The following is a 22,707-nucleotide window of genomic DNA, read 5'->3' as shown; positions in this document are numbered from 1 at the left end:
AAGCGCGAGACGGGGCCGGCGCGCCCTGCCCTTTCGGCATGCCGCGCCGGCCTGACACTCACTTCTTGCCGATATCGCCCACGCCGGCGACCATCAGCTGACGAAACAGCACATGGTCTCCCACGCTGAGCTTCTTGAAGCCGTCCTGCTCCTCAGGAACCTTCACGTCGAGCGAGTTGCCGGCCGGGCCGGTCAGCGTGACGGTCCGGGTGTCGGCCGCGATGGCGGTGATGGTGGCGGCGAACTCGCGACGGTCGGTCACGATGAAGCCGGGCTTTGCGCCCTTCGCAGCGGTGTCGAGCGTGCGAATGTCCGTCGGGGCGGGGACGCCGTCGCTCGGCGGGAGGACGGTGATCTCGGTCGCAACTTCCACGGCGGCCGCAACCGGATCACCCACCTTCACCTGGTCGAAGTTCTGCATTTCGGGGCCGGGCTTCAGGACCAGCGCATTGCCCTTCGGCCCCACCAGCGTGATGGTCCGGGACTTGGCGTCCACCGCGGTGACCTTGGCCTCGATGACGCTCTTGACCACGAAGCCCACCGCCAGAATCGGATCGGCGGCATAAGCCAAGGTCGGCGCGAGCATGAGAGCACCGGCCAGGAAGAGGTTTCGCAGTTTCATGGGCTGTCTCTCCTCAATTGCCGCCCATCGGGCGGTGCCCCTGCGTAGCCTCCGCTTGATGACGGTCGCAAGGCGGCAGATCAAAATCCCCGGATCCCGCGGCCTCGCAGGCAAAATTCGCCACCGAGGCCGCGCTCCAGCGCTGCCATCTGGTCCATGGCGGCCATTCCAGCCGGCCCATCCAAACTTGTGGCCGGCGAAGCTGGCCCCTTGCCCCCGCCCCTCCAGTGCTTTAAGCAGCGCGCTAATGGGGCCACGTGGCGGAGTGGTTACGCAGCGGACTGCAAATCCGTGCACCCCGGTTCGATTCCGGGCGTGGCCTCCATACGGCCGCCAAATCCTGCGGCCACTCGCGATCTGGTGAACTGAGTGCCGCGACGCATCTCTCGCCGCCCCCGAGCGCATAGAGCGACGATTCCGGCCCGCGCCAGTACCTGTTGCGAAGGGCCGCCGGACGGGCGGATGATTGTGAGGCACAGCCTGGGGCGTGCCCGGAGAAACCGATGACTTCTTCCCTTCTGGAGCGCCTGCGCGCGCGCGTCCTCAAAGACGAAAGCATGCGCGTCGTCTATCGCCTGTTCCTGTCGGACGGGACGAAGCACTGGAAGGGATATGCCGTCGCCTTCAGCTTCATGGGCCTGATGGCCGCCGCCACCGGCGGCATGGCCTATCTCATGAAGGGCGCCGTTGATTCGATCTTCGTGAACCCCACGGCGCAGGCGATCTGGGCCGTCGCCCTCATGATGATGTTCCTGTCCATGACGAAGGGCATCTCCGCCTATGCCCAGAACGTCGCCATGGCGCGCGTCGGCAACCGCATCGTCGCCGACAACCAGAAGCGAATCTTCGATCGCCTCCTCGGCAAGGAAGTGAGCTATTATTCACAGCATCACACCGCCGACATCACCATGCGTTTCACCATGGGCGCCGCCTCGGCCCGTGACGCGCTGAACCTGGTCATCACCTCCATCGGACGCGACTTCCTGTCGCTCATTGCGCTGGCTACGGTGGCGATCGTGCAGGATCCTTTCCTGGCGCTGATCGCCCTGATCGTGATGCCGGCGGCGGTGCTCGGAACGCGCAAGCTGATTCGCAAGGCCAAGCAGATCTTCAAGCGCGAATTCACCAGCGCCGTGAAGCTCAACTCGATCAATATCGAGTTCATCCAGGGCGTGAAGACGGTGAAGGCTTACACGCTCGAGCCCATCATGCGCGGGCGCGTGCACACCTTCATCGACGACGTGGAGCGCGCCTCCAACAACCTGGCAAAGACCCAGGCCAAGTCGAGCCCGCTGATGGAGACGCTGGGCGGCTTCGCCATTGCCGGCGTCATTCTCTATGCCGGCTACAACGTGGTGGTGCTGGGCAAGACGCCGGGCGAGTTCTTCTCCGTGCTCACAGCGCTGCTACTGGCCTATGAGCCTGCCAAGCGCCTGTCGCGCTTCCATGTGGACCTGGCAGGCATGATGGTCGGCGCCAACATGCTGTTCGAGCTCCTGGACGGCGATTCTCCCGAGAACGAGCCCGCCGACAAGCCGGCCCTTCCGGCGGGCCCCGGCCGCATCACGTTCGACGACGTGCATTTCGAGTACCGCAAGGGTGAGCCCGTGCTGCGCGGCATGGATCTCGTCGCCGAGCCCGGCCAGACCACCGCCCTCGTGGGCGCGTCCGGCGGCGGCAAGTCCACCGTCATCGCCCTTATCGAGCGCTTCTACACGGCAACGTCAGGCGCGGTGCGAATCGACGGCCATGACGTGACCGACTACACCCGCTCGTCTGTGCGTGCCGCTTCGGCGCTGGTGAGCCAGGACGTCTACCTGTTCTCCGGCACGGTGCGCGAGAACATCGCGTTCGGACGCCCCGGCGCCACCGAGGAGGAGATCGTGGCCGCCGCCAAGGCCGCGCACGCTCATGACTTTATCATGGGCTTCGAAAGCGGCTACGACACGCAAGTGGGCGAGCATGGCGCGCAACTGTCTGGCGGTCAGCGCCAGCGCATCGCCATCAGCCGCGCCTTCCTGAAGAATGCTCCCATCCTGCTCCTGGACGAGGCCACGGCGGCGCTCGACAGCGAGTCGGAGTATGAGGTGCAGAAAGCCCTGCTGACGCTCCAGAGCGCCCGCACGACCATCGTCATCGCCCACCGCCTCCAGACCGTGGTGCGCGCCGACAAGATCTGCGTGGTGGAAAGCGGCCGCGTGGTGGAAAGCGGACGCCACGACGAACTGATCGCCCGCCGCGGCCGCTACTACACCTTCTACCAGATGCAGTTCGCTCATGAGGCGAATGGCTCCGGTTCGGACGAGAATGGCCAACCCGCCCTTCTTTCCGCCTAAGTCATTGGGACTCCTAGGACTTTAACATCTCTGGCGCTACGTTACCCACAGGCTTCGCCTTTTTCGACCGCTTAGACACTTCACAAGGACCCAGGCGGTTGCTATATGGCGCGCCTCGCTGACGGAGCGCCTGATCCCCGGTAGCTCAGCGGTAGAGCAACCGGCTGTTAACCGGTTGGTCGCTGGTTCGAATCCGGCCCGGGGAGCCAACACGAGGAGAAAGGTCGTCCACCGACGCCTTTCTGCCTCTCCCGAATATCCTCCAGTGCGCCCTGCGCCTGGAGGATATTTCGTTTCAGCCCCCCTCCCGCCATTTTCCGGACGCGCAAGGTTTCGGCAAGGAAACGGGGCGATTATGGGTCTCTGGCGGTTGGACTGACCGTCCGTCACGTCCAACGCAAAATTGGCGCCTCACTTAAGGGAACATACCGGGACGCCACGCGATGAGACGGGAGACCTTTTCTCCTGCGGCGAGGCGATGCCATGGCACTGCAAATGGACCTTCCCCTTCCGCGCCCGATTCCCCTGGAAGATCGGGGCGCCACGGTGGTGACCCTCGATGACGCCGTCCACTTCCTGTGCGCGGCCGCCGGACGCGTGAAGTCCACCGCCCGGATTGAGCGCGCCACCGAGGCCGTCATGCACGCCGCGATCACCCACGCCCCGGAAGACCTGGAACGGGCAGCAAAGCGCCTCAAGAAGATCGCCAAGCGCTGCATGGATTCCTGAGCCGTACTCACCTGCCCGTGGAAGGCGCCGATGAGGCGCGGTACAGGCTGCGGGGGAGAGTCAGCCTGCGCATGGCTGGGGAGCGGGATGCGCGAGCGCAGACGTTGCGCGACGGCGGGCCGCAGGTGAAAATGATCTGCATCTTTCTCCACCGGTTCGGCCGTCCGCGTCGTCCCCTCTGTCCCACCTGAACAAACGCGCCCCGCGCGGGAGCGACATTCACCTCCGGCGCAGCTCCGGCCGGCGCCTGTCTGGGCGCCTGTCCCGCGCACCGGTTGCCAAGGCCTTTCGCGTCATGTCCGCCCCTCCCCCTGCGCTTTCCCTCCTATCCCGCCCGCTGGCTCTCATCGGACGACAGGGCACGCGCGCGGTGGCGGCCAGCGTTTTCGTAGGCCTCGCCCTGCCGGGGTTGGCGGCGCTGGCGAAGCCCTTCCTCCTGGCCTGCATCTTCGCGCTGCTGTCGCTCTCGTTCCTGCGCACGGATGCCACCGGCATGCGGGCGCGCCATCGCACCTCTGTCCTCGTCGCAGCGCTCATCTGGATCATGGGCATCCTGCCGGCCGCGTTCGGTGTCCTGGTGAGCCGCCTCTACCCGCCGCAGGATAACGGGCTCATGCTGGCCCTCGTGATGCAGGCGGCCGCGCCACCCATCATGTCGACGCCGGCCTTCGCTGCCCTTCTGGGCATCGACGCCACGGTCAGCCTCTCCGTCATGGTCCTGTCCATGCTGGTGACGCCCCTCACCGCCCCCGTGGTGGTGGGCGCTTTCACGGACGGGGCGCTGGCGCTCGATGGGATGGCGCTTGCCGTCCGGCTGGCGGTGGTGCTCGTGGGCACCGGCGTGGTGGGCTTCGGCCTGCGCTGGTGGCTTGGGCCGCCCAGGATCGCACGCATGCGCGACACGCTGGACGGGGTGAACGTCATTCTGCTGCTGATCCTGGCTCTGGGGCTTATGGACGGCGTCACCGCCCGCTTCATGGCCGATCCCTGGCTGGTGCTGGGGATGGCGGGGCTGACCTTCCTCATCTCGGCAGGGGCGATGCTGAGCACGCTGGTGCTCTTCCGCTGGGCCGGTCGGGGGCAGAACCTCATGCTGGGCTTTGCGGCCGGCCACCGGAACATCTCCCTGATGATCGCGGCCACTGGCGCGCTCCTGCCGGACAGCACCTGGCTCTATATCGCCGTCGCCCAATTCCCCATCTATCTCCTGCCCTTCTTGCTGCGCCCCCTGGCACGCCGCCTCGCGCCTCCCGCCCCAGGGCCCTGAGCGGGCGCATGCGTCCCGCGTGTGGGACCGATGCCGGGGCGCGCTGTCTTTGCGGCCCGTCATCTGCTAGAGCGCTGCGCAGACAAGCAAACCGCAAGAACCCTGGACGACAACAGCGATGATCCCCCGCTACAGCCGCGCCGAAATGGCCGACATCTGGTCTCCCGAGAGCCGCTTCCGCATCTGGTTCGAGATCGAGGCCCATGCGGCCGATGCCATGGCGGAGCTGGGCATTGTCCCTAAGGAAGCGGCCGCTCGCGTCTGGGAAATGGGCAAGGACGCCCAGTTCGACGTGGCACGCATCGATGAGATCGAGCGCGAGGTGAAGCACGACGTCATCGCCTTCCTGACCCACCTGTCCGAGATTGTCGGCCCCGAGGCGCGCTTCGTGCACCAGGGCATGACCTCCTCCGACGTGCTGGACACCTGCCTTGCGGTACAGCTCGCCCGCGCTTCGGATCTGCTGATCGCCGACGTGGACAAGGTGCTGGCCGCGCTGGAGCGCCGCGCCTTCGAGCACAAGCTCACCCCAACCGTGGGGCGCTCCCACGGCATCCATGCCGAGCCCACCACCTTCGGCATCAAGCTGGCTATCGCCCACGCGGAATTCCAGCGCGCCCGCGCCCGCCTGGTGGCCGCCAAGGCGGAAGTGGCCACCTGCGCCATTTCCGGCGCCGTGGGCACCTTCGCCCATGTGGACCCGCGCATCGAAGCCCACGTGGCGGCCAAGATGGGCCTCACCGTCGAAACCGTCTCCACCCAGGTGATCCCGCGCGACCGGCACGCCATGTTCTTCGCGGTGCTGGGCGTGGTGGCCTCCTCCGTGGAGCGCCTGGCCACTGAGATCCGCCATCTCCAGCGCACCGAGGTGCTGGAAGCGGAAGAATATTTCTCCGAGGGCCAGAAGGGGTCCTCGGCCATGCCGCACAAACGCAATCCGGTGCTCACCGAAAACCTCACCGGCCTTGCCCGCATGGTGCGCGCCTATGTGACCCCGGCGCTGGAGAATGTGGCGCTCTGGCACGAGCGGGACATCTCCCACTCGTCCGTGGAGCGCATGATCGGCCCCGACGCGACCGTGACGCTGGACTTCGCCCTCGTGCGCCTGGCGGGCGTCGTGGACAAGCTGGTGGTCCACACCGACAACATGCAGAAGAACATGGATAAGCTCGGGGGCCTCATCCACTCCCAGCGCGTCCTCCTGGCGCTCACCCAGAAGGGTGCCAGCCGTGAGGACAGCTATCGCCTCGTGCAGCGCAACGCCATGCGGGTGTGGCGCGGCGAGGGCGACTTCCGCACCTTCCTGCTGAACGACGCCGACGTGCGCCGCTTCCTCACCGAGGAGGACATCAACGAGAAGTTCGACCTCGGCTATCACCTGAAGCACGCCGACACGATCTTCAAGCGGGTGTTTGGCCACGCCTGAGGCCCCACACGTCGCCAAAACAAAACGGGGCGCCCCAGCGGGCGCCCCGTTCGCGTTTCAGGAGTGCCTGGCGCGGATCAGCCGATGGCGCGATCCTGCACGGCGACGCCCTTCTCCTCGAACATGGGGATCAGCTCGCCGCTCTGGAACATCTCGCGCAGGATGTCGCAGCCGCCCACGAACTCGCCCTTCACGAAGATCTGGGGGATGGTGGGCCAGTTGGTATAGTCCTTGATGCCCTGGCGCAGTTCGTCCGAGTCGAGGACGTTAAAGCCTTTGAACGGTACACCGACGTGGTTCAGAATCTGCACCACCTGGCCGGAAAAGCCGCACATGGGAAATTGCGGGGTGCCCTTCATGAACACCACCACGTCGTTGCCCTTGACCTCGCGGTCGATGAATTCGCGAATGCTCATGACTTCAATCCAAATGTCAGAGTGGCAGTGCCATCAAATGTGAAAGATCGGTCTCCACCCGTCCGCGTGCAAGACGGGTTAGAAGAATTATTACTCCCCTCCCGCGTGGCAAAATCAAGCCTTCTCCCGGTCATCCAGCCCCGCGAGCCGCGCCGCCGCCAGGGCTACGGCCCCGCCGAGGAAGGCGCCGGCGACGATGTCGCTGAAGAAATGGTAATTCTGCGCCCACAGGGCCAGCGCCTCCAGCAGCACCAGGAGGCCGCACACGGGCCGCCAGCGGCGATAGGCGATGGCGGGAACCATAAGGAAGGACATGGCAGCCACCGTGTGGCCCGAGGGGAAGGACGCCCATCCGGCCCCGCCTTGGAACCAGAAGAAGCCATAGACTCCGTCCTGGATGAAGGACGGGTTGTTGTTGACGAAGGTCTCGGTCCAGGTGCGGCTAAAGGCGGTTTTCAGCTGGTTGGCGATGGCGGATGCGCTGATCAGCTACAGGCTCGCCGTGAAAGCCGTGAGCGAAAGCCGGCCCCAGCGCCCTCGAAACAGCCGGACGAGACCCAGGATCGCGATCAGCACCGCGGCGAGACGCGTCAAGCTCTCAGGATAGGTCTGGAAGGCGTGGATCACGGCGTGGCGGCCGATGCCGTCGTGGGCGAAGCGGCTGAGAGGCCGATCCAAGACCGCCACGCCGAGCACAACAAGCCCCGCGCACGCCAGCCCCGCCACCATCCAGGCGGCCGGGCGCACAAGCAGATCCCCAGACTTGTCCCGCTGCATCAAGTCCACGCCCCCGATTCATGCGGGCGGTAGCATGAGCACAGGCAAAAAAGAAGGAGCCCCGCTCGCGCGAGGCTCCTTGCAATCTCAGACCGGGTGAGGCCCTCAGGCCGGCGCAGAGGTCTTCAGCGCCAGCGCGTGGAGCACACCGCCCATATTGCCCTGGAGCGCGGCATAGACCAGCTGGTGCTGCTGGACCCGGCTCTTGCCCCGGAAGGCTTCGGACACAATGGTCGCGGCATAGTGGTCGCCGTCTCCAGCCAGATCCTCAATGGTGACCTGGGCATCCGGCAAGGCGGACTTGATGAGTTGCTCGATGTCGGCGGGAGCCATGGGCATGGTGCGATCCTGTCGGTTGGGCGGGGTCGCTCAGGCGCTGGCGCCCATATAGATGGGCAGCCAGGTCTCGTGACGATCCCGCAGCGTCTCCACGAATATCTGGCGCTCGCCCGGCAGGATCAAGCGATCCCCGCCGGTCTTGCCGATCTTCAGCAGCGGCACGCCCGCGGCTTCCGCGCGGCGCACAAGGTCGGGGCCCTCGCCGGCGGCGGCCACGATCACGTAGCGGGCCTGATCCTCGCCGAACCAGAAGGCATGGGCGGGAATGTTGGCCGGCTTGTCGAGATGGGCTCCCATTTCTCCCGCCATGGCCATCTCCGCGATCGCCACCAGCAGGCCGCCATCCGAAACGTCATGCACGGCGGTGACCATCTCATCGCGGATGGCCTGGCGGACGAAGTCGCCATTGCGCTTCTCGGCCACCAGGTCCACCGGGGGCGGCGCGCCGTCCTCGCGGCCATGGAGGATGTCAAGAAAGAGGGAGGCGCCCAGCCAGCCCTCGGTCTTACCCACCACATAAATGGCCTCGCCGGCATTCTTGAAGGCCAGCGTCATGGTCTTGGCGAGGTCGGGAATGAGGCCCACGCCACCAATGGTGGGGGTCGGCAGGATGGCGCGGCCGTTGGTCTCGTTGTAGAGGCTCACATTGCCGGACACGACCGGGAAGTCGAGCGCCTCGCAGGCCGCCCCGATGCCTTTCACGCAACCCACGAACTGGCCCATGATGTCGGGCTTCTCGGGATTGCCGAAATTCAGGTTGTCGGTCACAGCGATGGGATCCGCGCCGACGGCGGTGAGGTTGCGCCACGCCTCGGCCACCGCCTGCTTGCCGCCCTCGAAGGGATCGGCCTCGCAATAGCGGGGCGTCACGTCGGTGGTGAGCGCCAGGCCCTTGGGGCCGTCCTCCACCCGCACGACAGCCGCGTCGCCGCCGGGCTTTTCCACGGTATTGCCGAGGATGAGGTGGTCATACTGCTCCCAGATCCAGCGCTTGGAGCACAGGTCCGGCGAGCCGATGAGCTGCTCGATGGCATCCGCCAGCGGCACCGAGTCCGGCACCTGGTCCGGCTTGATGACCGGGCGCGGGGTGGGCTCCGCATGGGGCCGGTAATATTCCGGCGCTTCGTCGCCCAGCTCCTTGATGGGCAGGTCGGCTTCCACAATGCCCTTGTGCTTCACCACGAAGCGCAGGGTATCGGTGGTGTGGCCGATAATGGCGAAGTCCAGGCCCCATTTGCGGAAGATGGCCTCGGCCTCGGCCTCGCGGCCGGGTGCCAGAACCATGAGCATGCGCTCCTGGCTCTCGGAGAGCATCATCTCATAGGCGGTCATGCCCTCTTCGCGGCAGGGAACCGCGTCGAGGTTCAGCTCCACGCCGAGGTCGCCCTTGGCGCCCATTTCCACGGCAGAGCAGGTCAGGCCCGCCGCGCCCATGTCCTGGATCGCCACCACGCAGCCGGCCTTCATGATTTCAAGGCAGGCTTCCAGTAGGAGCTTCTCGGCGAAGGGATCGCCCACCTGCACGGTCGGGCGCTTCTCCTCGGCATCGGCGCCGAACTCGGCCGAGGCCATGGTGGCGCCATGGATGCCATCACGGCCGGTCTTGGAGCCGAGATACACGATGGCGCGGCCGACGCCGCTCGCCGCCGCGTAGAAGATCTCGTCCGTCTTGGCGAGGCCCACCGCCATGGCATTGACGAGGATATTGCCGTTATAGCGGTCGGAGAAGCCCACCGCGCCGCCCACGGTGGGCACGCCGAAGGAATTGCCATAGCCGCCGATGCCCGCCACCACGCCGGCGATCAGGTGCCGGGTGCGGGGATGATGGCAATCGCCGAAGCGCAGGGCATTGAGTGCCGCGATGGGGCGGGCGCCCATGGTGAACACGTCGCGCAGGATGCCACCGACGCCAGTGCCCGCGCCCTGATAGGGCTCGATGAAGGAGGGATGGTTGTGGCTCTCCATCTTGAAGACCACAGCCTGGCCATCGCCGATATCCACCACGCCGGCATTCTCGCCAGGACCCTGGATGACACGCGGCCCCTTGGTGGGCAGCGTGCGCAGCCAGACCTTCGAGGACTTGTAGGAGCAGTGCTCGTTCCACATGGCCGAGACGATGCCGAGCTCGGTGATGCTCGGCTCGCGTCCGATCAGCTCCACGAAGCGCTGATATTCGTCCGGCTTGAGGCCATGCTCGGCCACCAGCTCCGGCGTGATCTTCGGTGTGTTCGGGATCAGGTTCACTTTGGTCCGTTCCAATCCGATGGCGCGCGCCCGCCTGCACCTTTGGGACGAGCCGGCGCCGGGGCCGCCAGGCCCTTCCGGCATGCCATGTCCGCCCTCTGTCGCCCGCTTTCAAGGAGATCGGCCGCGCACCTGCGGCCGCCCCCTCAGGCGGCCTTGAGCGAGGCCGCGATGCTCTCGAACAGGCCGGCGCCGTCGGTCGGCCCGATCTGTTCCTCGATATAGTTTTCCGGATGCGGCATCATGCCAAGCACGTTGTGCTTCTCGGAATAGATGCCGGCAATGCCGTTGATGGCACCGTTGGGGCCGTCCTGCTCGTCGATCCGACCATCATGGCGGGCATAGCGGAAGGCGACGCGGCCTTCATGTTCCAGCTCGCGAATGGTTTCCTCGTCGGCGGTGTAATTGCCCTCGCCATGGGCGACCGGCACGCGGATCAACTCGCCCTTGCGGTAGGCGCGGGTGAAGGCGGTGTCGGCGCGCTCCACGCGCAGCAGCACCTCGCGGCACACGAAGCGCAGCTTCGCGTTGCGCACCAGCACGCCCGGCAGGATGCCTGCCTCGCACAGGATCTGGAAGCCGTTGCAGATGCCCAGCACCAGCCCACCCCGCGCGGCGTGGGCGCGCACGGCGTTCATGATGTTGGCACGGGCCGCGATGGCCCCGCAGCGCAGATAGTCGCCATAGGAGAAGCCGCCCGGCAGGACCACCAGGTCGGTGCCTTCGGGCAGTTCATGCTCGGCGTGCCACACCACGTCGACGCGGGAGGCGGACACGAGCTTCAAGGCCCGCGCCACGTCGCGCTCACGATTGGTGCCGGGAAAGAGGATGACGGCTGATCTCATGGGTGTCGATGCGTAAGGGTCAGGGCCTGTTGCCACAAGGAGAATGTCCACCGTCCGGCGCACGCCTTGGGGGACATTCCCGCTGAAGCGGGATTACTCGGCGAACTCGACCCGATAGGTCTCGATCACCGTGTTGGCGAGAAGCTTGTCGCAGGCTTCCTTGAGCACGCCTTCGGCTTCCGCCTTGTTGTTGCCAGCCAGCTCCACGTCGAAAACCTTGCCCTGACGGACGCTCTGCACCCCGGCGACGCCGAGGGAGCGCAGCGCGCCCTCAATGGCCTTGCCCTGGGGATCGAGAACCGCGGACTTGAGCGTGACGATGACGCGCGCCTTCATGAAGAACCACTCTTTGCAAGTCTTGAGCGCTGCCGCTCACAAGCGAAATCGGATGGACCCGGATATCTCCAGGTCCATCCGAGCCATTCCGCATCGGGTCGCCGCCCGCACGGCGGCGACGCCATCCATCACTTCACAAGGATGGGACCCTTGCCCTGGTTGGGCTCATTCTCGGACAGGATGCCGAGACGACGGGCCACTTCCGAATAGGCCTCCACCAGCCCGCCCATGTCCCGGCGGAACCGGTCCTTGTCGAGCTTGTCCGACGACTTGATGTCCCACAGCCGGCAGGAATCCGGGCTGATCTCGTCGGCAACGACGATCCGCATCATGTCGTTTTCCCAAAGGCGGCCGCATTCCATCTTGAAGTCGACGAGACGGATGCCAACGCCCAGGAACAGGCCGGACAGGAAGTCGTTGACGCGGATCGCGAGCGCGATGATGTCGTCGATTTCCTGAGTGGTGGCCCAGCCGAACGCGGTGATGTGCTCTTCCGACACCAAGGGATCGTTGAGCGCGTCGTTCTTGTAATAGAACTCGATGATGGAGCGGGGGAGCGCGGTGCCCTCCTCGATCCCGAGGCGGGTGGACAGCGATCCCGCCGCCACGTTGCGCACGACGATCTCGAGGGGGATGATCTCCACCTCGCGGATCAGTTGCTCCCGCATATTCAGGCGGCGAATGAAGTGCGTGGGCACCCCAATGTCGTTCAGCCGCGAGAAGATATATTCCGAGATGCGGTTGTTGAGCACGCCCTTGCCGTCGATGACATCGTGCTTCTTGTTGTTGAAGGCGGTCGCATCATCCTTGAAATGCTGGATGAGGGTTCCCGGCTCGGGGCCTTCATAGAGGACCTTCGCCTTGCCTTCGTAGATTCGGCGGCGGCGGCTCATGGGTGTGTACCGTCGATTGAGGAAATCCATGGGTTTGCCAAGGCTCCGTTCGGGTGACGCTCCTCGGCGGGGCGTTGCCATGCCTGTTTTGCAGCGCACGGAACACCCGTTGGGACACTAGCCCATCGGCGTTCCGGTTACAACGCGCACTCTGTTGAACCTGGAGCAGGGCCGCCATGCTCGTGCCACGCAGGTTCTTCCCCCAAAGGGCTCCGTCCGGCGCGGCAGGGCAGCGAGTAATCTCGCCGGTTGGCGCCAACGGCACCCCAACGGGGGGAGCGGCGTCAGAATGCGGCAGCACGCTCTCCGTTGATCTAGGGGAAGCGCGCCTATATTCAAGGGCACGACCCGTGTCGCGCCCGTCGCGCCGCGAGATCCGGCGCGACACGCCACCATAACGACACGTCACGATGAGGGCAGCCATGACCACGTTCGACAAGCGGGAAGAAGGGTTTGAAGCGGCCTACGCCCTCGACGAGGCGATCCGCTTCAGGGCGCTCGCTCGCCGCAACAAGATGCTGGGCCTTTGGGCCGCCGAGAAGCTGGGCCTGACCGAGGACGACGCCCAGGCCTATGCCAAGGAAGTGGTGGTGGCCGATCTTGCCGAGCAAGGCGACGAGGACGTGTTCCGCAAGCTGCGCGGCGACTTCGACGCCAAGGGCGTCGAGGTGTCCGACCACCAGATCCGCCGCAACATGGACGAGTTCCTGGCCCAAGCCATCCAGGCGATCCGCGCGGAAGGCTGAAGGGGCGATTCGCCACCTCCGGATCCTGCGGGCGCATGGTGCAAGCCCCGGGCAGGCTTGATCGGGCCTTGCTGACCCCGTTCCGGAGCTTGAGACCGATGGCGAATCTTCACCGTACCCTTGCCGCAGGCGCGATCCTGATTCTGTCCGCGGGCGGCGCACTCGCCGCCCCTGCCGTGGCCCTGAGCGGGGTGAATGTCCGCTCCGGGCCAGGCACCAATTACGGGGTCATCGGCACCTTGCCGCGCGGGGTAGCAGTGGAAGTGCTCAGCTGCACCCCCGCTTGGTGCGCCATTGGCTGGGGCCGACCGGCCTATGTGTCCGCATCCTATCTGGGCTTTGATGGCCCACCGCCTTATCTGGCCGGCCCGCCGGTCGTCGTGCAGGCGATCCCCGCGCCGCCCGTGGCGGCGCCCATTGTGGTTGCTCCGCCCGTCGCACCCCTGGTCTATGCACCGCCGCCGCCGGTCCAATTCTACCCCCCGCCGCCCCGCTTTTACGGTCCACCCCCGGCGCCGGGCCCCTATTTCGGCGTGGGCGTCTGGTCGTGGTAGGCTTCCTGTGGGAGACGCAACCTTGCGCAAAGGATGAGATGATCCCCACAAGTTCATGATCTAACATCATGATTGGGCGAAGGATCGCCTCAAGGGGTGCAGCATGCTCATTGCCGCTGACTGGACCGACATCGCCCTGCGGCTCGGCTGCACTTTTGTCGCCGGCGCCCTGGTGGGCCTCGACCGGGAGTCGCGGGAGCGGGCAGCAGGCTTGCGCACCAACATCCTGGTGGCCCTCGCCGCCTGCATCGCCATGCTGAGCGCCGCCCTCCTCGTACCCACCGCGGGCAAGGCGCCGACGTCTTACATTCAGTTGGATGTGATGCGCCTGCCGCTCGGCATCCTGACCGGCATGGGCTTCATCGGCGCCGGGGCCATCATCCGCCGCTCGGACGGCCTCGTGCTCGGGGTGACCACAGCCGCAACGCTCTGGTACGTCACCGTGATGGGCCTGTGCTTCGGCGCAGGTCAGTTCTTGCTGGGCGGTGCGGCCCTGGCGCTTGCGCTGGCGACGCTCTGGGGCATGAAGCTCTTTGAAGGCCGCATGCGCCACCAAAAGGAAGGTCGGCTGTTGCTGCGCTTGTCACCGCAGGCACCCGGCGAAGCCTGGCTCAGGGGGGCACTGGAGGAAGCCGGCGTCCAGCTGCGGCGAATTTCCGCCTCCATTGAGCCGAACACCGGCATGCGGGAATACCGCCTGGAATTGTGGTGCCCCCGCCAGACGCCGCTGATCGCGCCGGACTTCATCCACCTGTTCGCAGAAACCGTCGGCGTGGAACGGATTGAGTGGGAAATCGGCCATCATTAGAGCACGTTCCGATCTGACTGCATCGCAGTCAGATCGGCAAAACGTCCTCTATCTATAAATTGGAGACTGCTTCACCGATCAGGTTGGTTCAACCTGATCGGATCAGGCTCTAGCGCGCTTCCGAGCGGTGGGACCCGCCTCGCATGAAGGAAATGCGTTAGACCCCGCAGACAGAACGCTGCGGCGTTTCCACGAAACGCTGAAATACGCGAGCGGAAGCCCCCGGAGAGAGGGATATCCGGGCACGCTTGCACCCGCGCCGACATCCCCGCAGGCCAACAAAAAAGCCCGCCGAACCGGCGGGCTTTTTCGATCAGCCGGCAGAGCCGGACAACATCAACGCGAGTAGAACTCGACCACGAGGTTCGGTTCCATCTGAACCGGATAGGGCACCTCGTTGAGCTCGGGCACGCGCACGAAGGTCACGGCGAGCTTGTTGGCGTCCAGTTCCAGATAATCGGGAATGTCACGCTCGGCGAGCTGCTGCGCCTCGAGCACGATGGCGAGCTGCTTCGAGGCGTCCTTCACCTCGATCACGTCCCCGACCTTCACCTGGTAGGAGGGGATGTTCACGCGGCGGCCGTTCACCTTCACGTGGCCGTGGCTCACGAACTGGCGGGCGGCAAACACGGTCGGGACGAACTTGGCGCGATAGACCACCGCGTCGAGGCGACGCTCGAGCAGGCCGATCAGGTTGGCGCCGGTGTCGCCCTTCATGCGACCAGCTTCCACATAGATGGCATGGAACTGCTTCTCGCCGATGGAGCCGTAATAGCCCTTGAGCTTCTGCTTGGCGCGCAGCTGAACGCCGAAGTCGGAAAGCTTGCCCTTGCGGCGCTGGCCATGCTGGCCGGGGCCGTACTCGCGGCGATTGACGGGGCTCTTCGGGCGACCCCAAATGTTCTCACCCATACGGCGGTCAAGCTTGTGCTTCGCCGCAATGCGCTTGCTCATGTAACGCGGATCCTTTTGCGTTCTTAAGGATTGGATCGCGCCCCTCCTCTGCGGCCATCCGGCCGCCGACAGGTCCTCCCGGCGAGCTGCTGGAAGGTCCACGGGTGCAAAGTCCAAACGTCTACCTCGCCGGTCGATCAGATCGGCCAGCGAGGAGCCGGCTTCTAAGCGGGAGCGCGCGGCTTGTCAATGCGGCGGGCCAGTCCTGCGGGTGCGGTTCGCATTTTTTGAATGACAGTTAAATTTATTTCTTCAAGATATGCTCAATGGTAGTCCCTCGCTTCCCAGGATGGAGACCTTCATGAAATTCCTCGTGCTCCAGCATGCCGCATCAGAACATCCCGGAAGCCTGCGTGACTTCATGCGCGCGGACGGCTTCACCTGGGACGCGGTGGAGTTGGACGAGGGTGAAGCCATCCCGGACGTCTCCGGCTATGATGCCCTTCTGGTGCTGGGCGGCCCCATGGATGTGTGGGAGGAAGACCTCCACCCCTGGCTCGCCACCGAAAAGCAGGTCATCCGAGACTGGGTCACGGCGGGCCGTCCTTTCCTCGGCATCTGCCTTGGCCACCAGCTTCTCGCCGATGCGATGGGCGGCGAGGTCGGCAAGATGGCGGAGCCGGAAGTGGGGGTCTGCAACGTCAGCCTCACCGACGAAGGCGCCGCCTGTGCCCTCTTCGCGGGCTATCCGAACAGCTTCCCCGCGCTTCAATGGCATGGTGCGGCGGTGTTCCGAGCGCCGGCCGGGGCGAAGATCCTCGCCAGCAGTGCGCATTGCCCCATTCAGGCCATGCAGATCGGGCCGCGTGCGTTCGGCATCCAGTACCATGTGGAATTGATCGACACGACGGTGAGCGACTGGGGGATCATTCCCGAATATCGGTGCGCGCTCGAGTCCATTACGGGTCCCGGCGGCCAGGAGCGTCTAGAGGCCGCTGCCGCAGAACATATGGAGCAGTTTCAGTCCAACGCGGGGCGTCTCTATTGCAACTTTAAGACGGTCCTCAAATAGACCTTTCGCATTAATGCGTGATTCCATTGTGCAGCTGAGCCGCCGGGCCAAAGAGTGACTGGTCTCGCCGCGAATGCAATGCCATATAATACCTCTCAGATAGATTTGCGGCGGGTTTCCGCGCGACTCTGTTGAAAGTGGCTTGACGGTCACGGCGCCCTCTGCGTGATGATCCAACTGGGGCTTGGGTGTCTGCCGGGGGGCCGGATGAAGCGTTTAAGCGTTATGGCACTCGCCTTGTTCGGGGCGGGAACATCATCTTTTGCGGCGGACCTTGCCGCGAAGGCACCTCCTCCGAAGTCCGCGCCGATCGTGGCGAGCAACTGGCAAGGCTTCTATGCGGGCGTGGCCGCCGGCGCGGCGTTTGACGGCTCGAGCGTGCAGCCGCTGTTGGGCGGGGACTTCCTGGTGTATCAGTCTGCGCTGCGCAAGCTGCAATACGAGGTGCCGCTCGGTGGCGCCGGGACTGTGTTCACCGGCGGCATCTATGGCGGATACAACTGGCAGTTCAACACCGTGGTCGTTGGCCTTGAAGCCGACATCAACTATGCCGATCGCAAGACCATGGGCTTGTCCGTGCAGCCCTCGCTGGCCGATCCCACCGTCACGCTGACGCGGGTCTACGGCACTGCCGGCAACTGGTTCGGCACCGTGCGCGGCCGCCTTGGCTGGGCTTTCGACAAGGCGCTGATCTATGCGACCGGCGGCCTCGCCTACGGCAACACTGGGGCAGGCTATTATGCCGGCGGGAACGGCTACAATTGGCTCGGCCGTGATCAAGGGGTTAATTGGGGCTGGACCGTGGGTGGCGGCGGCGAATATCGCCTCGACAGCCATTGGTCGGTGCGTGCCGAATATCTTTATGTTTCGTTCCAGAGCGACAGCTTTGCCCTGCGCTTCGTTCCGACGGCGCCTTTCGTCTCGCCGACCTTCGTCATGACCGGCACGGCAGAGTACAATCTCGGCGTGGCGCGCGGCGGTCTCACCTACAAGTTCTGAGGCCGCTCCCCTTCCATCCGGCAGCGCCGGCCCGCACGGACGACTACCGCCCCCTCAGGGCGTTCAGCACCTTGAGGCCCGGATAGCCATCGGCGGGCGTGATCCCCGCCTGCTCCTGGAAGGCCTTCACCGCCCGCATGGTGCCGGACCCCACACGCCCATCGGTACCGCCGGTGGGAAAGCCGCGCGCGGTCAGGCGGGTCTGGATCTCCTGCAACTCCGCGAGCGTCATCGCCCGTTCGCCACCTGGCCAGGGGGTGACGAAGGCGCCCTCCCCCATGATCCGGTCGCCCAGGTAACACACGGCCAGGGCATAGCTGGACGAGGGATTGTAGGAGCGCACCGCATAGAAATTGTGGAGCAGGAGCAAGGCGGGGCCCCCGGGACCACCGGGCAGCCACATGCGCGCCTTCTCGTCATAGGCGGCGATGGTGCGACCATCCACCAGTGTCACACCCTGCTCGGCCCAGGCGGACAAAGGCCGCCAGGTGCGGTTGTCGGCGAGATCGGCATTGAAGCTGGCCGGCACCCGGGCCTCGAAGCCCCACGGCTCCCCGGCGCGATACTTCCCGCGCTTCACCAGATAATTAGCCGTGCCCGCCAGGGCGTCGTCGGGCTTGCCGAAGGGCGAGATGCGGCCATTGCCGTCGAAATCGACGCCCATGTTCAGCCAGACTTCGGGCATCCATTGGGTATGGCCCATGGCGCCCGCCCAGGACCCCACCATCTCCTGCGGCGTGCCCCAGCCGCGCTGGACGATGACGAGGGCATTGAGAAGCTCGGTCTCCCAATATTTGCGCCGCCGTGGCTCGCCCCAGGCGAGGGCGGACAGGGAATTGAAGACCGGCTTCATATGCTGAGGGTTTTCCACCACCTGCCCGAATGCGGATTCCATGCCCCAATAGCCGAGCATGATCCGCCGATCGACGCCGAACGTCTCCTCGATCCGCCCGAACAGAGCCGCATATTCGCGGGCCTTCTGCTGGCCGGTGGAGATGCGCCAGTCCGAGACACGGCGATTGAGATACTGCCAGACCTCCTCCTGGAATTCCGGCTGCGCCTTGTCGGCGGCATAGACGCTGGTGTCCGGCGTCACCTGCGCGAACACGCGCGTATAGACCTCATCGCTGATGCCACGGGCGCGGGCACGGGTGCGAAACTTCTCGACCCAAACTTTGAAGGGCTGCGCCGCAGTCTGCGCAAACGTCACGCCCGGTGCTGCTGCACTGAATGCGAGCCCGCCAAGGCCCGCCAGGACCGTTCGCCGATTGAAACCAAGCCGATGGGTCAAGAAGCCTCCGCGAGGGGTTGGGGGAGCGTTTCAGCCGGCGTCACCGGCCGGCCGATGAGGGCCTGGATGGCGCTCGCGTCGAGCGGCGCACCCGTCGATAGGAGCCGCACGGGGGGGAGGTGCACCGCCTCGCCCGCTTCGCCCACCAGGGACATGACGCGGCGGGCGATGGCCGGGGCCGGGTCCACCCAATTCACCGGCCAGGGCGCCACCTTCGCGAGGCGGTCGGCCACGAGCGGGTAATGAGTACAGGCGAGGACCACTGTGTCCGTGCGGCCGCTCTCACCCTCGACGAAGCAAGGGGCGATCTCGGCGCGCAAATCCTCGTCATCCACCGGGATGCCGTGCAGGATGGATTCCACGAGGCCCGCCAGGTTCTCGCTCGGCACAAGGCTCACCGCGCAGGACGATGCGAATTCCCGGATCAGCGCCGCCGTATAGTCGCGCCGCACCGTTCCCGGCGTCGCCAGCACGCTGATCTGCTTGGTCTGGGAGAGCGCGCATGCGGGTTTGATGGCCGGCACGGTGCCGACAAACGGGATGGCATGGCGGGCCCGGAGGGCGGGAAGCACGGCCGTGGACGCAGTGCCACAGGCAATCACCACGAGGTCCGGCTGCACCTCGGCAATGAGCGCATCCATGACATCGCACACCCGCGCCACAAGCGCGGCCTCGCCCAGGCTGCCATAGGGGAACGCGGCATCGTCCGCCGCATAGGTGAAGTGCGCGTCGGGCCGCAGCCGCGCCACTTCGCGGAAGACGGATAGGCCGCCAAGGCCCGAGTCGAAGACGAGGATGGAGGGCGCGGCGAGGCGGTGGGTCGGCACAGGCGTCAGGTTTCCAACCGAAACGATGATGTTGCCCATGGTATATCCTCAGCGGGGCCGGCAATATTGTGTCGAGGGTTGGGTAAAGGAAGAATGAGCACGCAGGCGGAGGCGGACCCGGATGTGAATGGCGTGCGAAAGAACGGTGGCCTGGTGCCTGCCGATGGGGTGACGGGCCTCGCGCCCCCGCCTTTCGCCGCGCAGCCCGCGCATCGGGCCGGCCTACGCTTTCCCGAGCGGCCAGTGACGGACCTCGCCTTTATGGGCGCAGCGGCCTTCGTATTTGCCGCGCCCGCGATCTGGAACGGCTTCCCCTTCCTGTTTTGGGACACTGGCGGCTATCTGGATGCGGGCATCGACCGCGCCATCGTCCCGGGGCGATCCATGGTCTATGGGCTTCTTCTGTCCGCCGGCCGGTGGCCGAGCTTCTGGCCGGTGGTGGCTTTGCAGTGCCTGCTCACCGCCTGGATGATCGCCCTTCTCTTCCGCGTCCAGGGCCTGGCGCGCCGGCACCTCGCATATCTCGTGACCTGCGTCGCTCTGGCGGCCGTCACCGCCCTGCCCTTCGTGGCCGCGCAATTGATGCCGGACATCTTCGCGGCGCTGGCGCCCCTCGGCCTCTACCTGCTGCTGTTCAAGGGCAGAGCGCTGAAGCGGTGGGAGGCCGCGCTGCTGGTCCTCATCATCGTGTTCGCGGGTGGCGCCCACGGATCGGTTCTGGCGACGATGCTGGTGCTATTCGCGCTGGCGCTCCTCAGCGCATACCTCCTGCCCGGCACGCGGTCCTTGCGGATCCGCATCCCGGCTCTCGCATTGGTGGCGGCGCTTCTCGTGACGCCGACCCTCAACCTGGTGTTGGCGGGGCGCTTCGTGCCGACGCCGGGCGGCATGGCCTTCGTCTTCGGGCGGCTCCTGGAGGACGGGATGATCGACCGCTATCTGCTGGCGCATTGCCCCGACCCCCAGCAGCCCCTCTGCTATTACCGGGACGAAATGCCGAGCACGGCAGACGATTTCCTGTGGGACAATGATGATGTTTTCGTCGCGTTGGGAGGGATCGAGAAGGGCCTCCCATACATGCGCAGCGCCGTGATCGGCGCGCTCCTGACCTTTCCGCTGGACAATCTAGCCCTGGCGGCGCGCGCCTTTGCGCGGCAGGTGCTGAGAGTGGAGACCGGCGACAGCCTCTTCAATTATCTCACCGACAGCACCGAGGCCATTGCCGCGCTTGTCCCCTCCGCCGTGCCCGCCATGGAGGGCGCCCACCAGCAGGCGCCTATGGGACTTGATTTCACGCGCATCAACGAGATCCAGGTCCCGGTGACGCTCGCATCGGTCGCAGTGCTGGCTCTGGTGGGGATCTGGCTGTGTTTCACTTGGCGCCGGGGTGACGGCAGGCGCGAAGCGGCCCTTTTGTGCGTGAGTGTGCTTGCGATCCTCCTGGTGAATGCCGCCGTGTGCGGCATCCTCTCCAATCCGGTGAACCGCTATCAGGCCCGGGTGGCCTGGCTGGCCATCCCAACCCTCGCCATCGTCGCGCTCAGCGCTTCAGGGGCATCTCGACGACGCTGGCCAGGAAGGCCGTAAACGCCAGCTGGATGGCACTCGCAAGGCCGGTCAGTCCAAGGATCAGGACGCGCATCACCCGGCCATATTGCAGGTCGCCGAAGCCCGTTCCGGCCCAGCTTGCAAAGGCCCAGATGGTGAAGGCGAGCCCCACCAGCGCCAGCACCAGCGCCGCGCGCAGCACCCGCTCCAGGCTGAAGGCGTGCAGCACCCGCTCCAGACTGTCGGAGGCCGGCAGAAAGCCCAGGAGCGCCCCGTAGCGGCGGGCCACCACGGAGAAGGAGAGCGCCTGCACACCCACCAGCAGCGTCATGGCCGCCACCAGATAGGTGTGGATGTCGAGCTTGAGGCGGGCCCCCACATGCAGCGGACCGGGGAACAGCGCGACCATGCCCAGGAGGCCGAGCGCGATGAGGGCGAGACCGGGATAGAAGAACAGGAAGCGGGGCGAATAGACCAGCAGGAAGCGCAGATGCCGCCAGCCATCGCGCCAGGTCTTCAGGTGCGGCGGACGCGAGCGGCCATCCTTCTTCAGGGTGGTCGGCACTTCCTCAATGGTCAGCCCGGCGAGGGAGGCGCGCACCACCATTTCGCTGGCGAATTCCATGCCGGAGGTTTCCAGCCGCAGCCGGCGCACCGCCTCGGTATTGAAGCCGCGCAGGCCGCAATGGAAGTCGCCCACCTTGATGCGGAAGAACAGGCGCCCGAGGAAAGAGAGCACCGGATTGCCCAGGTACTTGTGCAGGAAGGGCATGGCGCCGGGCTCGATGCCGCCCTCGAACCGGTTGCCCATGACGATGTCCGCGCCGGCCCGCAGGCGGGTCACGAAGGCGTCGAGGTTGGAGAAATCATAGGAATCGTCGGCATCGCCCATGATGATGAAGCGGCCGCGCGCCGCCGCGATGCCGCCCTTGAGCGCCGCGCCATAGCCGCGCTCGGCCACCGGCACCACCCGCGCGCCACCCGCCGTGGCGATGGCCTGCGAGCCGTCGGTGGAGCCGTTATCAGCGATCAGCACCTCGCCCGAGACACCGGACCGCTTGAGATAGGCCTGCGCCTTCTCCACGCACACGGCCAGCGTCTCCGCCTCGTTGAGGCACGGCATGAGGATGGTCAGCTCAACCTGGTCAGACACGAACGCCCCTCCAACCCGCATCGGCCGCGCGAAAGGACGCTCCCTGCGCTCCAGCCCCCCAAATGAACGACGCGCGCCCCCGCCCCGGCGCCCGGCATTCCACGCGGCCCTCAAGGGCCGCGCGCGCAGCCTAACCTTGCCGCTCGGGCGTGCGCAGCACCAGCCCGTCGAGCTTGGACGAAAGAACGATCTGGCACGAAAGGCGCGAGGTCGGACGCACGTCGGACGCGAAGTCCAGCATGTCCTCCTCCATGGGGCCCGGCTCGCCGGCCGCGTCCTGCCATGCTTCGTCCACATAGACATGGCACGTGGCACAGGCACAGGCCCCCCCGCACTCCGCATCGATGCCGGGAACCTGGTTGCGGACGGCCGCTTCCATGGCGGTGGCGCCCTCGGGGGCTTCCACTGTGCGCGAGGCGCCGTCAAAGGCGATGAACGTGACGCGAGGCATCTGGCTTGGATTCCGTCCCTCTTTCCGGCCGCTATAGCTGCATTGCGGCATATAGGCCAGAGGCAGCCGTGACCGGCGTTAACGATAACTTCACATGGCCTCTTGGCAGCAGTTCCCATACGCGACGGGAAAAA

At 65.8% G+C, this 22,707-nt stretch carries 24 protein-coding genes and 2 tRNA genes; 12 read left to right on the top strand and 14 right to left on the bottom strand.

Features of this window, described 5'->3' with window-relative positions:
• Positions 1-58: 58 nt before the first annotated feature.
• The gene (locus J5J86_RS12125; protein ID WP_209098244.1) at positions 59-622 is read right to left on the bottom strand and encodes a hypothetical protein; all 564 of its coding nucleotides are present in this window, start codon (positions 620-622) and stop codon (positions 59-61) included.
• 251 nt (positions 623-873) lie between these two features.
• On the opposite strand from J5J86_RS12125, the gene J5J86_RS12120 reads away from it, so the two are divergent.
• The 6 genes from J5J86_RS12120 to purB all read left to right on the top strand — a co-directional run bounded on the left by J5J86_RS12120 (position 874) and on the right by purB (position 6,380).
• Positions 874-947, top strand: a tRNA-Cys gene (locus J5J86_RS12120).
• Between the two features lie 178 nt (positions 948-1,125).
• Positions 1,126-2,958 carry an ABC transporter ATP-binding protein gene (locus J5J86_RS12115; protein WP_209098242.1) on the top strand — a complete coding sequence of 611 codons (1,833 nt, stop codon included), beginning with the start codon at positions 1,126-1,128 and terminating at the stop codon, positions 2,956-2,958.
• A 134-nt stretch (positions 2,959-3,092) separates the two neighbouring features.
• Positions 3,093-3,167, top strand: a tRNA-Asn gene (locus tag J5J86_RS12110).
• A gap of 274 nt (positions 3,168-3,441) precedes the next feature.
• Positions 3,442-3,687, top strand: a complete 246-nt coding sequence (locus tag J5J86_RS12105; protein WP_209098240.1) for a hypothetical protein — start codon at positions 3,442-3,444, stop codon at positions 3,685-3,687.
• Positions 3,688-3,982: 295 nt separating this feature from the next.
• Complete coding sequence (locus tag J5J86_RS12100) at positions 3,983-4,954, top strand: Na+-dependent transporter (RefSeq protein WP_209098238.1); 972 nt, start codon at positions 3,983-3,985, stop codon at positions 4,952-4,954.
• Between the two features lie 118 nt (positions 4,955-5,072).
• Positions 5,073-6,380 carry an adenylosuccinate lyase gene (gene purB / locus J5J86_RS12095; RefSeq protein ID WP_209098236.1) on the top strand — a complete coding sequence of 436 codons (1,308 nt, stop codon included), beginning with the start codon at positions 5,073-5,075 and terminating at the stop codon, positions 6,378-6,380.
• Between the two features lie 77 nt (positions 6,381-6,457).
• On the opposite strand, the gene grxD is transcribed toward purB, so the two are convergent.
• The 8 genes from grxD to purC all read right to left on the bottom strand — a co-directional run bounded on the left by grxD (position 6,458) and on the right by purC (position 12,260).
• Positions 6,458-6,796 carry a Grx4 family monothiol glutaredoxin gene (gene grxD / locus J5J86_RS12090; RefSeq protein ID WP_209098234.1) on the bottom strand — a complete coding sequence of 113 codons (339 nt, stop codon included), beginning with the start codon at positions 6,794-6,796 and terminating at the stop codon, positions 6,458-6,460.
• A 114-nt stretch (positions 6,797-6,910) separates the two neighbouring features.
• A complete protein-coding gene (locus J5J86_RS12085; RefSeq protein ID WP_247658508.1) occupies positions 6,911-7,255 on the bottom strand; it encodes a phosphatase PAP2 family protein in 345 nt (114 codons plus the stop codon).
• Positions 7,256-7,285: 30 nt separating this feature from the next.
• A complete protein-coding gene (locus tag J5J86_RS12080; protein WP_209098232.1) occupies positions 7,286-7,582 on the bottom strand; it encodes a hypothetical protein in 297 nt (98 codons plus the stop codon).
• 96 nt (positions 7,583-7,678) lie between these two features.
• Positions 7,679-7,912: a BolA family protein gene (locus J5J86_RS12075; RefSeq protein WP_209098230.1), complete on the bottom strand. Its 234-nt coding sequence runs from the start codon at positions 7,910-7,912 to the stop codon at positions 7,679-7,681.
• Between the two features lie 30 nt (positions 7,913-7,942).
• Positions 7,943-10,150, bottom strand: a complete 2,208-nt coding sequence (gene purL, locus J5J86_RS12070) for a phosphoribosylformylglycinamidine synthase subunit PurL (RefSeq protein WP_247658505.1) — start codon at positions 10,148-10,150, stop codon at positions 7,943-7,945.
• Positions 10,151-10,302: 152 nt separating this feature from the next.
• Positions 10,303-11,001, bottom strand: coding sequence for a phosphoribosylformylglycinamidine synthase subunit PurQ (purQ, locus tag J5J86_RS12065; RefSeq protein ID WP_209098226.1), 699 nt, complete (start codon positions 10,999-11,001; stop codon positions 10,303-10,305).
• 93 nt (positions 11,002-11,094) lie between these two features.
• Positions 11,095-11,337 carry a phosphoribosylformylglycinamidine synthase subunit PurS gene (gene purS / locus J5J86_RS12060; RefSeq protein ID WP_209098224.1) on the bottom strand — a complete coding sequence of 81 codons (243 nt, stop codon included), beginning with the start codon at positions 11,335-11,337 and terminating at the stop codon, positions 11,095-11,097.
• Positions 11,338-11,465: 128 nt separating this feature from the next.
• The gene (purC, locus tag J5J86_RS12055; RefSeq protein WP_209098222.1) at positions 11,466-12,260 is read right to left on the bottom strand and encodes a phosphoribosylaminoimidazolesuccinocarboxamide synthase; all 795 of its coding nucleotides are present in this window, start codon (positions 12,258-12,260) and stop codon (positions 11,466-11,468) included.
• A 392-nt stretch (positions 12,261-12,652) separates the two neighbouring features.
• Between purC and J5J86_RS12050 the strand changes: the two genes are divergently transcribed.
• From J5J86_RS12050 to J5J86_RS12040, 3 genes are all read left to right on the top strand, one after another.
• Positions 12,653-12,976: a DUF1476 domain-containing protein gene (locus J5J86_RS12050; protein WP_209098220.1), complete on the top strand. Its 324-nt coding sequence runs from the start codon at positions 12,653-12,655 to the stop codon at positions 12,974-12,976.
• Between the two features lie 98 nt (positions 12,977-13,074).
• Complete coding sequence (locus tag J5J86_RS24605; protein WP_209098218.1) at positions 13,075-13,530, top strand: SH3 domain-containing protein; 456 nt, start codon at positions 13,075-13,077, stop codon at positions 13,528-13,530.
• Positions 13,531-13,633: 103 nt separating this feature from the next.
• Complete coding sequence (locus tag J5J86_RS12040; RefSeq protein WP_209098216.1) at positions 13,634-14,338, top strand: MgtC/SapB family protein; 705 nt, start codon at positions 13,634-13,636, stop codon at positions 14,336-14,338.
• Between the two features lie 336 nt (positions 14,339-14,674).
• Here J5J86_RS12040 and rpsD read toward each other — a convergent pair whose 3' ends face one another.
• Complete coding sequence (gene rpsD, locus J5J86_RS12035) at positions 14,675-15,292, bottom strand: 30S ribosomal protein S4 (protein WP_209098214.1); 618 nt, start codon at positions 15,290-15,292, stop codon at positions 14,675-14,677.
• A gap of 301 nt (positions 15,293-15,593) precedes the next feature.
• Here rpsD and J5J86_RS12030 point away from each other — a divergent pair, with 301 nt between their 5' ends.
• Both J5J86_RS12030 and J5J86_RS12025 read left to right on the top strand, forming a co-directional pair.
• Positions 15,594-16,304 (top strand): type 1 glutamine amidotransferase, encoded by a 711-nt coding sequence (locus tag J5J86_RS12030; RefSeq protein WP_209098206.1) that lies wholly within the window; start codon positions 15,594-15,596, stop codon positions 16,302-16,304.
• Positions 16,305-16,511: 207 nt separating this feature from the next.
• On the top strand, positions 16,512-17,303 hold the full coding sequence (locus J5J86_RS12025) for an outer membrane protein (protein ID WP_209098204.1): 792 nt from the start codon (positions 16,512-16,514) through the stop codon (positions 17,301-17,303).
• Between the two features lie 43 nt (positions 17,304-17,346).
• Here J5J86_RS12025 and J5J86_RS12020 read toward each other — a convergent pair whose 3' ends face one another.
• Complete coding sequence (locus J5J86_RS12020; RefSeq protein ID WP_209098202.1) at positions 17,347-18,594, bottom strand: lytic murein transglycosylase; 1,248 nt, start codon at positions 18,592-18,594, stop codon at positions 17,347-17,349.
• On the bottom strand, positions 18,591-19,460 hold the full coding sequence (murI, locus tag J5J86_RS12015; RefSeq protein ID WP_209098200.1) for a glutamate racemase: 870 nt from the start codon (positions 19,458-19,460) through the stop codon (positions 18,591-18,593). Before murI ends, J5J86_RS12020 begins: the two co-directional genes overlap by 4 nt.
• 54 nt (positions 19,461-19,514) lie before the next feature.
• On the opposite strand from murI, the gene J5J86_RS12010 reads away from it, so the two are divergent.
• On the top strand, positions 19,515-21,008 hold the full coding sequence (locus J5J86_RS12010) for a hypothetical protein (RefSeq protein WP_209098198.1): 1,494 nt from the start codon (positions 19,515-19,517) through the stop codon (positions 21,006-21,008).
• Here the strand turns inward: J5J86_RS12010 and J5J86_RS12005 are convergent.
• Positions 20,962-22,122 (bottom strand): glycosyltransferase family 2 protein, encoded by a 1,161-nt coding sequence (locus J5J86_RS12005; protein ID WP_247657561.1) that lies wholly within the window; start codon positions 22,120-22,122, stop codon positions 20,962-20,964. The two genes, J5J86_RS12010 and J5J86_RS12005, sit on opposite strands and share 47 nt — an antisense overlap.
• 130 nt (positions 22,123-22,252) lie before the next feature.
• Positions 22,253-22,573 carry a 2Fe-2S iron-sulfur cluster-binding protein gene (locus J5J86_RS12000; RefSeq protein WP_209098194.1) on the bottom strand — a complete coding sequence of 107 codons (321 nt, stop codon included), beginning with the start codon at positions 22,571-22,573 and terminating at the stop codon, positions 22,253-22,255.
• Positions 22,574-22,707 lie beyond the last annotated feature (134 nt).

Origin of the sequence: Aquabacter sp. L1I39, from assembly GCF_017742835.1 — a bacterium.
GTDB lineage: Bacteria > Pseudomonadota > Alphaproteobacteria > Rhizobiales > Xanthobacteraceae > L1I39.
The sequence above is the reverse complement of the archived record's forward strand: the minus strand, read 5'-3'. Positions and strand labels throughout refer to the sequence as shown.

What these genes read in the sequence shown, in the direction of transcription:
- J5J86_RS12125 (WP_209098244.1), bottom strand. Translation starts at nt 622, where the DNA reads ATGAAACTGCGAAACCTCTTCCTGGCCGGTGCTCTCATGCTCGCGCCG.
- J5J86_RS12115 (WP_209098242.1), top strand. Translation starts at nt 1,126, where the DNA reads ATGACTTCTTCCCTTCTGGAGCGCCTGCGCGCGCGCGTCCTCAAAGAC.
- J5J86_RS12105 (WP_209098240.1), top strand. Translation starts at nt 3,442, where the DNA reads ATGGCACTGCAAATGGACCTTCCCCTTCCGCGCCCGATTCCCCTGGAA.
- J5J86_RS12100 (WP_209098238.1), top strand. Translation starts at nt 3,983, where the DNA reads ATGTCCGCCCCTCCCCCTGCGCTTTCCCTCCTATCCCGCCCGCTGGCT.
- purB (WP_209098236.1), top strand. Translation starts at nt 5,073, where the DNA reads ATGATCCCCCGCTACAGCCGCGCCGAAATGGCCGACATCTGGTCTCCC.
- grxD (WP_209098234.1), bottom strand. Translation starts at nt 6,796, where the DNA reads ATGAGCATTCGCGAATTCATCGACCGCGAGGTCAAGGGCAACGACGTG.
- J5J86_RS12075 (WP_209098230.1), bottom strand. Translation starts at nt 7,912, where the DNA reads ATGCCCATGGCTCCCGCCGACATCGAGCAACTCATCAAGTCCGCCTTG.
- purQ (WP_209098226.1), bottom strand. Translation starts at nt 11,001, where the DNA reads ATGAGATCAGCCGTCATCCTCTTTCCCGGCACCAATCGTGAGCGCGAC.
- purS (WP_209098224.1), bottom strand. Translation starts at nt 11,337, where the DNA reads ATGAAGGCGCGCGTCATCGTCACGCTCAAGTCCGCGGTTCTCGATCCC.
- purC (WP_209098222.1), bottom strand. Translation starts at nt 12,260, where the DNA reads ATGGATTTCCTCAATCGACGGTACACACCCATGAGCCGCCGCCGCCGA.
- J5J86_RS12050 (WP_209098220.1), top strand. Translation starts at nt 12,653, where the DNA reads ATGACCACGTTCGACAAGCGGGAAGAAGGGTTTGAAGCGGCCTACGCC.
- J5J86_RS24605 (WP_209098218.1), top strand. Translation starts at nt 13,075, where the DNA reads ATGGCGAATCTTCACCGTACCCTTGCCGCAGGCGCGATCCTGATTCTG.
- J5J86_RS12040 (WP_209098216.1), top strand. Translation starts at nt 13,634, where the DNA reads ATGCTCATTGCCGCTGACTGGACCGACATCGCCCTGCGGCTCGGCTGC.
- rpsD (WP_209098214.1), bottom strand. Translation starts at nt 15,292, where the DNA reads ATGAGCAAGCGCATTGCGGCGAAGCACAAGCTTGACCGCCGTATGGGT.
- J5J86_RS12030 (WP_209098206.1), top strand. Translation starts at nt 15,594, where the DNA reads ATGAAATTCCTCGTGCTCCAGCATGCCGCATCAGAACATCCCGGAAGC.
- J5J86_RS12025 (WP_209098204.1), top strand. Translation starts at nt 16,512, where the DNA reads ATGAAGCGTTTAAGCGTTATGGCACTCGCCTTGTTCGGGGCGGGAACA.
- murI (WP_209098200.1), bottom strand. Translation starts at nt 19,460, where the DNA reads ATGGGCAACATCATCGTTTCGGTTGGAAACCTGACGCCTGTGCCGACC.
- J5J86_RS12010 (WP_209098198.1), top strand. Translation starts at nt 19,515, where the DNA reads ATGAGCACGCAGGCGGAGGCGGACCCGGATGTGAATGGCGTGCGAAAG.
- J5J86_RS12000 (WP_209098194.1), bottom strand. Translation starts at nt 22,573, where the DNA reads ATGCCTCGCGTCACGTTCATCGCCTTTGACGGCGCCTCGCGCACAGTG.